The organism is Nocardia inohanensis NBRC 100128, assembly GCF_001612945.1.
GTDB classification, from domain to species: domain Bacteria; phylum Actinomycetota; class Actinomycetes; order Mycobacteriales; family Mycobacteriaceae; genus Nocardia; species Nocardia inohanensis.
In genome coordinates this window covers 111,774-125,109 of record NZ_BDBK01000014.1, presented here as the reverse complement: position 1 = coordinate 125,109, position 13,336 = coordinate 111,774, and the positions used below count along the sequence as shown (strand labels likewise).

The following is a 13,336-nucleotide window of genomic DNA, read 5'->3' as shown; positions in this document are numbered from 1 at the left end:
CTGAAACTGCCGGCCGGGCGTCGAGCACGCTCGGCCGCAACCGGATTCAGAGGAACAGGTCGGTAGTCAGCTCTCCGTCGCCCGGCGTCACCCGGTACTTGTCCAGGTCGGTGATGCCGTGCGCGGCCAGCACCTCGTCATCGATGAAGAAGTTGCCGGTGGTGTCCTTGGCCGGTGAGGTCAGCACCAGGTAGGCGGCGTCGGCGTAGATATCGGGGGTGCGCGAGGTGGAGACCATCTCGTCGCCGCCGAGCAGGTTGCGCACCGCCGCCGTGGCGATGGTGGTGCGCGGCCACAGCGAGTTCACGCCGATTCCGTATTTGCGCAGCTCCTCCGCCAAACCGAGTGTGGTGAGCGACATTCCGTACTTGGCGATGGTGTAACCGAGCGCGGTGCCCGCCCATTTGGGATCGAGGTTCAGGGGCGGCGACAGGGTCAGGATGTGGGGGTTGCGCCCGGTCTGAGCCGAGTCCTTCAAGGCCGGAATGCACAGTTTCGAGAGCAGGAAGCTGCCGCGGCAGTTGATGTCCTGCATGAGGTCGTACTTCTTCATGGGCAGGACTTCGGTGGGGGACAGGTCGATGGCCGAGGCATTGTTGACCACCATGTCGATGCCGCCGAACATCTGAATCGTCTGCTGCACCGCCTCCGCGACCGCGCCGTCGTCGCGGATATCGCCGACGAACTTCAGCACCGTCCCGCCCGCCTGCTCCAGCTCGGCCGCCGCGGTGTGGATGGTGCCGGGCAATTTCGGATGCGGCGTATCGGTTTTCGCGATCAGCGTGACATTCGCGCCGTCGGCGGCCGCACGTTTGGCGATCTCCAAACCGATTCCGCGACTGCCACCCGACATGATCATGGTCCGGCCCGCCAGCGGCTTCCGTGCATCGGTCATGGTCGCTCCTGTTCCTCAGGTTCCCCCGCAATCGAGGGTAGTGCTGGCGCTACCCCCGCGACGGGAGATCGCACTACCGGCAATTCGGGCGTGCGGGGCATGGGCGCGACGGCCGCCGATTCCTAGGCTCGGAAGAGCCGGAACACCCGGCCTGAACAGGAGGAACACCTTCCCATGAGGACATTGCGGGGGTACGGCGGCCGAGTAGCGCTGGCCGGAGTCGGTATGGTCGCCACGCTCGCGGCGGCGGCCTGCAACACCGGGGTCTCCGCGTCCGAGCCCGGAAAGCAGTCGCTGACGCTGAGCCAGGCGATGCAGGCGGCGGCGAGCGCCGGATTCCCCGGTATTCAGACGGTGATCAGCGGCCCGAACGGGTCGCGCACCCTGACCGCCGGGGTGGGCGATGTAAGCACCGGCGCACCGATCCCGGACAACTCCCAGGTCCGAATCGGCAGCAATACCAAGACTTTCGTCGCCACCGTCATCCTGCAACTGGTCGCCGAAGGCAAGATCGATCTGGACGCGCCGATCGAGAAGTACCTGCCCGGCGTCGTCGCGGGCAATGGCAATGACGGCAATCGGATCTCGGTGCGGCAGCTGCTCCGGCACCAGAGCGGACTGCCGGATTATCTGACCGCCGGTCCCGCCGATCCGAAGCACGACCCGAACAGTCCCATGGTTCAGGCCGATACCGAAAAGGCGCGCTGGGCCGAGTATCAGCCGGCCGAACTGGTGCGCATCGCCATGAGCATGCCGCCACAGTTCGAACCCGGCGCGAAAGCCGTCTACACCAATACCAACTACATCCTGGCCGGAATGCTCATCGACCGCGTCACGGGCAGTTCCTATGCCGCCGAGATCCGCGCCCGCATCCTGGAGCCACTCGGCCTGCGCGACACCTATTTTCCCGAACCGGGGGAGACCGGCATCCGCGGCACGCACCCGCGCGGCTATCAGCAGGTCGACGGTCAGCGGGTCGACTACACCGAGCAGAACGTCTCCTGGGGCGGCGCGGCCGGGGCGATGATCTCGACCCCCGCCGATCTCAGTCGCTTCTTCACCGCGTTGACAGTGGAGAAGAAACTGCTGCCCGCCGCCCAGCTCACCGAAATGCAGCAGACCGTCTCCTTCGATCGAATGCCCACCGCCGGTTACGGATTGGGTCTGATGAAGCTGCCCACAACCTGTGGAAAAACGGTGTGGGGCCACGGCGGCAGCATCCCGGGCTTCGGCACCCGCAACGGCGTCGCGGCGGACGGCACGGCCGTGGTGGTCACCGTGAACCAGGTGCTCGACAGCGAAGCCGGATCCGATGCCGTGCAAGCGGTATTCGACGCCGCGCTCTGCGGACGATGAGGAGGATCGAAATGAAACGCGGGCTACTGTCCTTCACCGCCCTTTTCGCCATGGCCGGCGGCCTGGCCGCGAGCTTGACCGCGCCGGCGTCCGCGAGCGCGCCGCTGGATCGGTATTACAGCCAGCGGCTGGAGTGGAAGCACTGCGGCGAGGCGGCGCTGGACGCGGCGGGCGCGCAGTGCGCCGACGTCACGGTGCCGCTGAATTACGCCGAGCCGCAAGGCCGGACGCTCACCGTGGCGATCTCCCGCATTCCCGCCACCGATCCGGCGCAGCGGCGCGGGATCATGCTCGCCAATCCCGGTGGTCCGGGCGGTCCGGGCCTGGATCAGCTCGCCGGACTCGCCGAGACCGCGATGACCGCCGATGTGCGCGCCCGTTACGACCTGATCGGCATGGATCCGCGCGGCATCGGCCGGTCCTCGGCCGTGAACTGCCAGTGGCCCATCGGCTTCGGCATCCGCTCCGGTGGCAACGATCTCGCGAGCTACGCGAACAATGTGGCCACCATGGCGGATCTGGCCGGGCGTTGCGCAGCGGTGGAGGGTGATCGCCTGCCGCACATCACGACTCGCAATACCGCCCGCGATATGGATGTCATCCGCGGCATTCTCGGCGAGGAGCGGATCAACTACTTCGGCACCTCCTACGGCACCTACCTGGGTGCGGTCTTCAGCCAGATGTTCCCGCAGCGCACGGACCGGATGGTGCTGGACAGTGCGGTCGATCCGGATAAGTACGGCGCGGTCGGCATGGTCCAGCAGATGGGTCCCGCCAACGAAGCCGCCTTCGACCGCTGGGCCGAATGGACCGCCGCCCGCGATGCCGAATACCGCTTCGGGACCGATCGCGAACAGGTGCGCGCCGCCGTCACCGCCTTGCTCCGGCAATCCGGCGAGCACCCGATTCGCTACGGCGACTACGACATCGACGATCACATCCTGCCCATGATCCTGTTCACGCAACTCGACGACCCGCGCCAATACGGCAAGCTGGCCGACGTCATGCGGCAGATCGCGGATGCGGCGACCGGCATCGCCGTCCGGCCCGGGCCCGAAATGGTGTCCGCCCTGAACACCCTCACCAGCAACAAACCCCGCGACCTCTCCCCGCAGATGGCCGTCATGTGCGGTGATGTCGCGGTCCCGCGCGACCCCGCCTGGTACTGGCGCAATATCGAAGCCGCGCGCCCGTCGCAGCCGTTGTTCGGCGCGCTCGCCAACAACCTCACCCCGTGCGCCTTCTGGCCTGCCCCCGCCGAACCCGCCACGGCGGTAAGCAATTCCGTGCCCAGCCTGATCGTGCAGGCCACCGGCGACACCCGCACCTCCTACGAATCCGGCCGGGCCCTGCACCGCGCCATGACCGGATCGCGCATGGTGACCCTCGACGATGTCGCCATCCACAGCGTCTACGGCCGCTACCCCAACGCCTGCGCCTACGCCGCGGTCAACACCTACTTCCGCGACGGCACGCTGCCCGCGTCGGATATCACCTGCCAGGACGACAACTAGTGCCGCGTCCGGAAGTCGTCTCGCGGAACCGTCCCCTGGTTATCCCGGCGGGTTCACCGCCGGGCCGAAAGCGCGCCGGAAGGACGGGGGGATCCGCCGCGAGCCAGCACGACGGCGGGGTCGGCTGCAACCGGTATGGACGGGACGCCGGCGATGGATCGCTGCTGGATAGGGTCGATGGGTGGAGCGTGTGGAACCGTCGGGAGCGCCGATGACCGGGTGGGTGTGGTTGCGCGCCCGGCTGCGGCTGCTGCCCCGGTCGATCGCGTACCTGGCGGTCGGTGGGGTGACCGCGCTGCTGGCCGTGTTCGCGGTGGTGGCGTTGCTTATCGTGCTGGCGGCGAGCCTGGTGGGAGTGGGGATACCGGCGATTCCGGAGATCCTGCGGTTGGTCCGCCCGCTCGTCGAGTTCGATCGGCGGCGGACCGGGAAACTGCTGGGGCAGCCGCTGGTGGTGCAGTACGAGCCGCTGGAGGGCGGGCTGGGGACGAAACTGGCCACGGTGGCCCGGGACCCGGCCAATCGGCGGGATGTGGCGTGGCTGGCGGTGCACGCCCTGCCGGGGATCGTGCTGGGCGTGCTGGCCGTAGTGCTGCCGATCAGCGCGATCGCACAGCTGAGCATGCCGTTGTACTGGTGGCTGGTGCCGGACGGGGAATTGGCGACGTTCGGATTCGCCGTGAATTCCTGGCTGCGCGCGCTGGATGCCGCCCTGCTGTCGGTGATTCCGATCTTCGTCACCTTGCAACTCCCACTCGTGGCGCGGGCCCAGGCCGCACTCGCGCGCGCCCTGCTCGGGCCCTCCCCGGACGCCGGGCTCGCGGTCCGGGTGGCGGAATTGACCGCGACCAGAGCCGCGGCACTGGACGCGCACGGGGCCGAACTGCGGCGCATCGAACGGGATCTGCACGACGGCGCGCAAGCCCGGATCGCGGCGGTCATCATGCAGCTCGGGCTCGCCGACCAACTGCGGCAACGGGATCCGGAGGCCGCCGCGGGCCTGGTGCGTCAAGCCCAGGACACCGCCACCGACGCCCTGGCCGAACTGCGCGATGTGGTGCGCAGCGTCTACCCGCCGGTGCTCGCGGATCGTGGTCTGGCGAGCGCGATTTCGGCGCTGGCCGCCCGCAGCCCCATCCCCTGCACGGTCGATTCGGGCGCGGGGACCCGCCGACCGGCGGCGGTCGAGGCGGCCGCCTACTTCGTGATCAACGAGGCCATTGCGAATGCGACGAAACATTCGGGGGCCGAGCAGCTTTCGATCACGCTCGGCGGTGATGCCGCGGTGTTGACCGTGGAAGTACGCGATGACGGTGTCGGCGGCGCGCACGAGAGCGAAGGTGGCGGGCTGGCGGGGATCCGGCGGCGCGCCGAGGCGCTGGACGGGCGCATGCTGCTGAGCAGCCCGGCGAGTGGACCTACTGTGTTGCGGGTGGAGTTGCCATGCGGGTTGTGATCGCCGAAGACGACGCACTGCTGCGGGAAGGGCTGTCGCTGCTGTTGCAGTCGGCCGGAATCGAAGTGGTCGCGGCGGTGGACAATGCCGACGACTTCCTGACGATCGTGACGGCGGACCGGCCGGACGCGGTGGTGGTGGATGTGCGGATGCCGCCCACCTTCACCGACGACGGACTGCGAGCGGCGGTGCGGGCCAGGCAGATTCATCCCGGCCTGCCGGTGCTGGTGCTGTCGGCCTGGGTCGAGGACAGCTACGCGGCCGAGCTGCTCGGCGACGGTGCGGGCGGGGTGGGCTATCTGCTCAAGGAGCGGGTCGGCAAGGTCGACTGGTTCCTGGAGTCGCTGCGCCGGGTCGCGGACGGCGGCACCGCCATGGACCCCGAGGTGATCTCGCAGCTGCTGGTCCGCCGCAAGGCCGACGACCCCCTTTCCGCCCTGACCGCGCGCGAGCGCGAAGTGCTGGCGCTGATGGCCGAGGGCCACGCCAACGGCACCATCGCCGAACGGCTCGTCGTCTCCGAAGGCGCTGTGCTGAAACACATCCGGAGTATCTTCGCGAAACTGGGACTCTCCGCGGACGACGCCGGGCATCGCCGCGTACTGGCCGTACTGGCTTATCTCAACGCCTGACACTGTCCGGAACGAAGCCACCCCGCCCGCGAAACGACGACCCCGGCCCGGAACGGCCGCACCCCGTCCGGAACGACGACACCCCGCCCGGGAACCCGGGCGGGGTGTGGTACTTCAAAATCTTCGGCCCGGATCGGCGAATCAGATCCGCCGGCCCACCGCCATGATCATGAGATCGGCCCGCATCCGCTCGGCGTCGGCCTGGCGAGCGGCCCGCTCACCGCTGTCGGCCATCCGAGCCAATGCCGCCTGCGCCACCGCCGCCTCACAGGCGAAAGCCTTCAACGCGGCACGCAGATAGGAGACGCTCATCGCTTACCTCCTCGTTCCTTGCACATCCGGCGCTGTGCCTTGTTGATGTCCTTCCACACCTTCTTGCGCTCGGCGCGCAAGCGGTTGTCGGTGCGGGAAGCCATCCACTCGTTCTCGCGGGAGAGCTTGCGATAGGAGTCCAGGCGACGCTGGGGCAGCGCCCCGGACGCGATGGCCTCCTGCACCGCGCACCCCGGCTCGCCGTTGTGCCCGCAGTCGCCGAAACGGCAAGCCGCCGCGAAGGATTCGATGTCGCTGAAGGTGCGGCCGATGCCCGCCGCGGCATCCCACAACCCCACCGAGCGCAACCCCGGCGTGTCGATGAGCGCCCCACCGGTCGGCAGCGGGCGCAATTCCCGATGCACGGTGGTGTGCCGCCCCCGCTTGTCGCCGTCGCGAACCGCGTTGGTGGCGAACACTTCCGACCCCAGCAGCGCGTTCGCCAGGGTGGACTTGCCCGCACCGGACGGTCCGATCAGCGCGACCGTGCCCTCCAGTACAGCGGTCAGTACCTCCATACCGAATCCGCTGGAAGCACTCACCGCGACCACGGCGGCCCCGGGCGCGGCGGCCCGCACGGCATCGAGTGAAAGATCCGGCGCGAGATCGGCTTTGGTGAGCACCACCACCGGTTGCGCCCCGGATTCCCAGGCCAGCGCGAGCAGTCGCTCGATCCGCCCGAGATCCACATCGCCGTCCCCGGCCGTGCACACCAGCACGGTGTCCACATTCGCTGCCAAGACCTGCTCGGCGGAGCGGGCGCGGGAATCGGAGTGCCCGGAGACCGCCGCGCGGACGATGGCGGTCCGGCGCGGCAGCAGCTGCCGCACCATCCGGCCCGTGTCGATGGCCACCCAATCGCCGGTGGTCAGACCATGAATCTCGGAATTGGCGGGCGGGCATTGAGCTCGCACCACGGCGGCCGTCAGCCGACTTTGATAATCAGCGGTGGGAAGCGGTGCGGCGACATCGCATTCGCTGCGATCCATGCGAATGACGCGCGCCGGAATCAGAGTGTCGCCGAGCAGCGGCAGGTAGTCGGCGGCGAGCGCCGGGGTCCAGCCGTAAGGGGTGAGCAGGTCGAGATCGACCGATGCCATTTGAGGAGTCCTTCGTCGGGCCGAGCCCGATTACGGACTCAGCGCGGGGAGATCGAGGTGGATACGCGTGGCGCAAAAGTGCGCGCGGGCACGGCAATCCGCACAACCGTCTTCTTCACGAAATCCACCTCCTCGACTCCCTCGGGCGATCAGCCGGAGCGATCGCGACTCGAACAACGAACGAAAGCTACTCTCGCAGAGCGCCGCAGCCTCCGCAACCGAATTAAATCGGCCGTTAGACCTGCGGTTTGTGGAACTGCTCGCGGCGGCCCTGGCGCTGCAAGCGCAGCCACTCCAGCAGCCCGGACGGGTTCTTCTGCTGCACCAGGAAGAACCACCCGAACCGGGCCAGCTCCTGCGGCAACAGCTTCCGCATCCCGGGCTGCGACATCAGATACCCGCGATTGCGATAGGTGAAGTACCGCTTCACCGGATCGTCCGGATACTGGGTGTGCATGCGCCCGCCCAGAATCGGCTTGAACTCCTCCGACCCGTTCGGATGCAGGTAGGCGGTCTGCAAACAGGTGCCGAACGGCAGCCCCGAGCGCACCAGCCGCCGATGCACCTCGACCTCGTCGCCGCGCACGAACAGCCGCAGATCCGGCACGCCGATCACATCCACGGCCTCGGCCGAGATCAGCGCGCCGTTGAAGAGCGAGGCGATGCCCGGCAGGAAATCCTCGTCGCCGAGTTCGGAGCGCAGCCGCCGCCACACCACGCCGCGCCGCAGCGGGAACGCCAGCCGATCCGGATCGTCGATATCGGCCACCACCGGCGACACCGAGACCAGCTCGTACTTCTTGGCGCAATCGAACAGCGTGGCGAGCACTTCCGGCCCGTCCGGCCGCCCGTCGTCGTCGGCCAGCCACACCCAGTCCGCGCCCATGGTCAGCGCGTGCAGCATGCCGAGCGCGAAACCGCCCGCGCCGCCGAGATTGTGCTCGGAGCCGAGGTAGGTGGTCTCCATCGGCTGCTGCTTGACCAGCTCGCCGACCTCGGGCTCGTTGCCGTTGTCGACCACGATGAGATGGTCCAGCTGCCGCGTCTGGGTGGCCAGCACCTTCAGCGATTCGGCGAGCAGTTCCCGGCGTTTATGAGTGACGACGATGGCGACAACGCGCGCATCGTCCGCGAAGTAGGGCTTGGGCGTGTCACTCATGCGGGGTTCCGTTCCGGTTCACGTTCACGTTCCAGATCCCGCAGCACCTGCGCCACGTGATCACCCGCCTCCGGGCCCTCGTAGGCTCGCACGACCTCTTCGATCCCGCCGTGCATGCGCACATTGCCGTGATCGATCCACATGGCCGAATCGCAGAGTTGCGCCAGGAATTCATTGGAGTGCGAGGCGAAGACCAGAATGCCGGAGCGGGACACCAGCTCCTGCAAGCGGATTCGCGCCTTCTTCATGAATTCCGCGTCGACCGCGCCGATGCCCTCGTCGAGCAGCAGGATCTCCGGATCGATGGAGGTGACCACGCCCATCGCCAATCGCACCCGCATACCGGTGGAGTAGGTGCGCAGCGGCATCGCCAGATATTCGCCCAATTCGGTGAATTCGGCGATCTCGTCGATTTTGGCGAGCATCTGCTTACGTGTCTGCCCGAGGAACAGTCCACGAATAATGATGTTGTCGTACCCGGAGATCTCCGGATCCATGCCGACGCCGAGATCGAAGACCGGGGCCACCCGCCCGCGAATACGAGTGGAACCGCGGGTCGGTTCGTAGATGCCCGAAAGCAGGCGCAGCAGCGTCGATTTGCCCGCGCCATTGTGGCCGACCAAGCCGATCCGGTCGCCTTCCTTCAGCGATAGGTTGATATCGCGCAGCGCTTCGACGACCACCACATCGGAGGAGTTGCGTCCGATGGAGCCGCCGGCCTTGCCCAGGAACGCCTTCTTCAGCGATCTGGATTTGGCGTCGAAGATCGGGAACTCGACCCACGCGTTCTGGGCTTCGATACTCACCTGGTCAGTCATTGAGCCTTCACACCCAGTAGGGGACGCGGGAACGGTATTGCTTCATAGCCAGTATCGCGACTATCCAGCCGATGGCGGTGAAGGCCAGCACGATGGCCCAGTGCCGCCACAGGATCGGATCGCCGAGCAAGGGTGCGCGCACGATCTCCAGATAGTGATAGGTCGGCACCAACTCGATCAACCGCGCCCGCTCGCTGACCTGACCGCCCTGCGCGTGCAGCACCTTCGCCGACCACATGACCGGGGTGAGCACGAACAGCATGCGGGTGAGCGAGCCGAGGATCGGCGCGATATCGCGGTAGCGGGTGCTGAAGATGCCGAACGCGATGGAGACCCACATGGCGTTCATGAACAGCAGCAGAATCCCCGGGATCACCAGCAGGACCGACCAGTCGAGATCCCGCCACACCGCGAACGCCACCAGCATCACCAGATAGATGACCAGGTTGTGCGCGAAGAACAGGAACTGCCGCCACACCAAGCGATACACGTGCACGCTCAGCGCCGATGGCAGCTGTTTGATCAACCCCTCGTTGGCGATGAAAACGTCCGAGCCCTCGAGGATGCTGGCCTCGATCACATTCCAGACGATGATGCCGACCGTCACATACGGGAGGTATTCGCGCAGCGGCTGATTCAGCAGGGTGGCGTAGAGCAGGCCGATGGCCGCCGCCTGCACCGCCGTGGAGATGGTGATCCAGAAGGGTCCGAGCACCGAGCGGCGATAGCGCTGTTTGATGTCCTGCCACCCGAGCGAGAGCCATAGTTCACGCTGGCCGAATCCGTCGCGGAAGTCCTTGAACGCGCGACGGAACGTCTGGGAGTCCGACATCAACGGCACCGGTTCGTTGTCCGGTCTCGCTTCGGCTTCGGCCGAGTCGGCGGGGGCAGCAGCAGGCACAAGACCCGACCTTATCTCCTCCGCCTCTCCGCGTCTTCAACGCGCGGTACCCAGCCGTTGACACTCGCATATGCGGGCCTGCGGCCGGGTGCCGAAACCATTCTGGACGTCCCCGACGAGTTACCCGGATCGCAGCGAAATCAGTCGTCTCGTTCCGGACGTTCAGAGATACTGGCCGCCGCCGGGCGAACCTTGCTGTCGCGGATCCGCGTGGGTGACGCCGGGCGGCAGCGCCTGGCGCATTTGTTCCAGTTGCGCACGTGCGGCCATCTGCTGTGCGAACAGGGCGGTCTGGATCCCGTGGAACAGGCCCTCCAGCCAGCCCACCAGCTGCGCCTGCGCGATGCGGAGTTCGGCGTCGGAGGGAATCTGGTCCTCGCTGAACGGGAGCGCGAGGCGTTCGAGTTCTTCGCGCAGCTCCGGCGCGAGACCCTGTTCCAGTTCGCGCACCGAGGTCTTGTGGATTTCCCGCAGGCGGGTGCGCGCGGCGTCGTCGAGCGGTGCGTGCCGCACTTCCTCGAGCAGTTGTTTGATCATGGTGCCGACCCGCATCACCTTGGCCGGCTGCTCGACCATATCGGCGAGCGTTTCTTCCTTGTCGCCGTTTTCGTCCGAATTACCCTCGCCGACAACCTGTCCGGTGAGCTCGACGGGATCCCCCGCGCCGCCACCCGGCAGCGCACCCGCCGGAATGAGCAGTGGCTTTCCCTCGGGGCCGATCACCACAATGGATTCCGGCGCCCCATCCGATTGCGTCATGTTCCCCATCATGCCCTGTACGCCCGATCCGGCCACCGGCAAACACCCCACACCATTACCGCGCCCAGCCCCTTCCCTTTAGAGTGGCCAGCATGACTTACGACGTCGCAAGGGTGCGGGGCCTCATACCGTCCCTGGGCGACGGCTGGATCCACCTCGACCCGCAAGCGGGCATGCTGGTCCCGGATTCGGTATCGCGAGCCGTCTCAACGGGTTTCCGTACCTCCGCCTTCTCGCACACCAACCGGCACGGCGCGGCCAAACGCAGCGCCGCCATTCTGGAAGCGGCGCGCGAGGCGGTAGCGGACCTGGTCGGGGCGGATCCGGCGGGCGTAGTACTCGGACCCGACCGCGCGGTACTGCTCGCCTGGCTGGCCGAATCGCTGAGTTCCCGGCTGGGTCTGGGCACCGGAATCGTGCTGTCGCGCCTGGATGACGAAGCCAATGTGGCGCCCTGGCTGCGCATCGCCAATCGCTATGGGGCGCATGTGCGCTGGGCCGAAGTGGAGATCGAGACCTGCGAGATGCCGGCCTGGCAGTTCGAGGAGCTGATCGGGCCGACCGCGCGCCTGGTGGCCTTGACGGCGGCCTCGCCGATCGTCGGCTCCGCGCCGGCGGTGCGCGTCGCGGCCGACCGGGTGCACGAGGTCGGCGGGTTACTGGTCGCGGACTGCTTCGGCGCGGCGCCGTACGCGCTCATCGATATCGACGAACTCAACGCCGATGTCATCGCGCTGAGCGCACCCGCGTGGGGCGGCCCGCAGATCGGCGCGCTGGTCTTCCGCGATCCCGCCTTCCTGGACCGCATTCCGTCCATGTCGCTCAACCCCTACGCCAAGGGTGCGGAACGGCTGGAGGTCGGCGGGCACCAGTACGCGCTGCTGGCCGGGCTCACCACCTCGATCGACTATCTGGCGGCACTCGACGAGCAGGCCAAGGGCACCCGGCGGGAACGGCTCGAGGTCTCCATCACCTCGTTGCAGGACTACCACGATCAGCTCTTCGAGCACCTGATGTCGGTACTGGACGAGATCCCGAACCTGACCGTCATCGGCCGGGCCTCCACCCGCATCCCCACGGTCAGCTTCACCATCGCCGGCATGCAGGCCGAGAAGGTGTCGGCCAAGCTGGCCGACGCCCGCATCGGGACCTTGAGCGGATCCCACGGCGGCAGCCGCCTGCTGGACGCGCTCGGCGTGAACGACGAGGGCGGGGCCGTCACCATCGGCTTGGCCCCGTACACAACCAAATTCGAGATCGATCAGCTCGGCCGCGCCCTCACCGCGCTCGACACCTAGCCACCGCGCCCCCTCCGTCATTCCCGCGTGCTTTCAGCGGGAATCTCACTTCTATCAGTGAGATCCCGGCCAAAAGCATGCCGGGATGACGTGGCCGTTCTAGTCGCGAATCCGCAATATCACCTTCCCGAAGGATTCCGGGGAGTCCAGCAGTTTGTGCGCGGCCGCGGCGTCGGTGACCGGTACCTCGGCCGAGACGACCGGCACGATGGTCCCGTCGGAGATCAACGGCCAGACATGCCTGCGCAGTTCGGTGATGATCTCCGCCTTGGAGCCCTTGCCGTGCTCCGGGCGGCGGCGCAGATTGGTGGCGTGGATGGAACCGCGCTTGCCCAGCAGCGCGGCCAGGTTCAACTCGGCCTGCACCCCGCCCTGCATGCCGATGATCACCAGATGCCCGTCCTCGGCGAGCACGTCGACATTGCGCTCCAGGTAGGCCGCGCCCATATTGTCGAGAATGATGTCCACGCCGGGATATTCGGCGTGCAGCACGGTCACGAAGTCGTGCTCCTTGTAATTGATCGTGACCGTCGCCCCCAATTCCCGGCAGCGCTCCAGCTTGTACTCCGATCCGGCGGTCACCGCGACCCGCGCACCGAGCGCCCGCGCCACCTGAATCGCATGCGTGCCGATGCCGCTGCCGCCGCCGTGAATCAGCAGCAAATGCCCGGAATGCATGCCCGCGGTCATCACCAGGTTCGACCACACCGTCGCTGCCACCTCGGGGAGCGCGGCGGCCGCCGCCAGGTCGAGGCCCTCGGGGACCGGCAGCACCTGCGACTCGGGCACCAGCACCCGCTCGGCATAGCCGCCGCCGGACAGCAGCGCGCAGACCTTGTCGCCTTTGCGCCAATCGCGCACTCCGGCACCGACTTCCGCGACCACGCCCGAACACTCCAGCCCCAGCGTCTCGCTCGCGCCCGGCGGCGGCGGATAGAAGCCCTGCCGTTGCAGCAGGTCCGCGCGGTTCACCCCCGCCGCCACCACATCGATCAACACCTCACCCGGTCCGGGCGCGGGCAGATCGTCCACCTGCGCCCACTTCATCACCTCGGGCTCACCGAAACCGTCGAGCGTCACCGCATACATGAATTCGAGCCTACGACTCGCGCCCGGCGATTACTGTCAGGCAAGGC

Annotated in this window: 13 protein-coding genes; 5 read left to right on the top strand and 8 right to left on the bottom strand. The window is 67.4% G+C overall.

Going from position 1 to position 13,336, the window contains the following annotated elements; translation table 11 throughout:
- Positions 1-46: 46 nt before the first annotated feature.
- Positions 47-895, bottom strand: coding sequence for an SDR family oxidoreductase (locus NI1_RS26215; RefSeq protein ID WP_067825744.1), 849 nt, complete (start codon positions 893-895; stop codon positions 47-49).
- A 174-nt stretch (positions 896-1,069) separates the two neighbouring features.
- Between NI1_RS26215 and NI1_RS26210 the strand changes: the two genes are divergently transcribed.
- The 4 genes from NI1_RS26210 (at position 1,070) to NI1_RS26195 (ending at position 5,853) form a co-directional block, all read left to right on the top strand.
- Entirely contained in the window at positions 1,070-2,251 is a 1,182-nt protein-coding gene (locus NI1_RS26210; RefSeq protein WP_067825742.1) for a serine hydrolase domain-containing protein, read from the top strand.
- Positions 2,252-2,262: 11 nt separating this feature from the next.
- Positions 2,263-3,765 carry an alpha/beta hydrolase gene (locus NI1_RS26205; RefSeq protein WP_084523710.1) on the top strand — a complete coding sequence of 501 codons (1,503 nt, stop codon included), beginning with the start codon at positions 2,263-2,265 and terminating at the stop codon, positions 3,763-3,765.
- A 211-nt stretch (positions 3,766-3,976) separates the two neighbouring features.
- On the top strand, positions 3,977-5,221 hold the full coding sequence (locus NI1_RS26200; protein ID WP_067826015.1) for a sensor histidine kinase: 1,245 nt from the start codon (positions 3,977-3,979) through the stop codon (positions 5,219-5,221).
- Positions 5,209-5,853 carry a response regulator gene (locus NI1_RS26195; RefSeq protein WP_067825738.1) on the top strand — a complete coding sequence of 215 codons (645 nt, stop codon included), beginning with the start codon at positions 5,209-5,211 and terminating at the stop codon, positions 5,851-5,853. The genes NI1_RS26200 and NI1_RS26195 overlap by 13 nt, the downstream gene beginning before the upstream one ends.
- 141 nt (positions 5,854-5,994) lie before the next feature.
- Here the strand turns inward: NI1_RS26195 and NI1_RS38180 are convergent, their stop codons facing one another.
- From NI1_RS38180 to NI1_RS26170, 6 genes are all read right to left on the bottom strand, one after another.
- Positions 5,995-6,165: a hypothetical protein gene (locus NI1_RS38180; protein ID WP_157535354.1), complete on the bottom strand. Its 171-nt coding sequence runs from the start codon at positions 6,163-6,165 to the stop codon at positions 5,995-5,997.
- Entirely contained in the window at positions 6,162-7,265 is a 1,104-nt protein-coding gene (gene rsgA, locus NI1_RS26190; protein ID WP_067825736.1) for a ribosome small subunit-dependent GTPase A, read from the bottom strand. The genes NI1_RS38180 and rsgA overlap by 4 nt, the downstream gene beginning before the upstream one ends.
- A 235-nt stretch (positions 7,266-7,500) precedes the next feature.
- Positions 7,501-8,424, bottom strand: coding sequence for a galactofuranosyltransferase GlfT1 (glfT1, locus tag NI1_RS26185; protein ID WP_067825734.1), 924 nt, complete (start codon positions 8,422-8,424; stop codon positions 7,501-7,503).
- Positions 8,421-9,242, bottom strand: a complete 822-nt coding sequence (gene wzt, locus NI1_RS26180; protein ID WP_067825732.1) for a galactan export ABC transporter ATP-binding subunit Wzt/RfbE — start codon at positions 9,240-9,242, stop codon at positions 8,421-8,423. The genes glfT1 and wzt overlap by 4 nt, the downstream gene beginning before the upstream one ends.
- Positions 9,243-9,249: 7 nt before the next feature.
- Positions 9,250-10,074 (bottom strand): galactan export ABC transporter permease subunit Wzm/RfbD, encoded by an 825-nt coding sequence (gene wzm, locus NI1_RS26175; protein ID WP_067825730.1) that lies wholly within the window; start codon positions 10,072-10,074, stop codon positions 9,250-9,252.
- 231 nt (positions 10,075-10,305) lie between these two features.
- Positions 10,306-10,902, bottom strand: a complete 597-nt coding sequence (locus tag NI1_RS26170; RefSeq protein WP_174564526.1) for a bacterial proteasome activator family protein — start codon at positions 10,900-10,902, stop codon at positions 10,306-10,308.
- A gap of 92 nt (positions 10,903-10,994) precedes the next feature.
- Between NI1_RS26170 and NI1_RS26165 the strand changes: the two genes are divergently transcribed.
- Positions 10,995-12,200, top strand: coding sequence for a cysteine desulfurase-like protein (locus tag NI1_RS26165; RefSeq protein ID WP_067825728.1), 1,206 nt, complete (start codon positions 10,995-10,997; stop codon positions 12,198-12,200).
- Between the two features lie 99 nt (positions 12,201-12,299).
- Here the strand turns inward: NI1_RS26165 and NI1_RS26160 are convergent, their stop codons facing one another.
- Complete coding sequence (locus NI1_RS26160; RefSeq protein WP_067825726.1) at positions 12,300-13,289, bottom strand: NAD(P)H-quinone oxidoreductase; 990 nt, start codon at positions 13,287-13,289, stop codon at positions 12,300-12,302.
- Between the last annotated feature and the right edge of the window lie 47 nt (positions 13,290-13,336).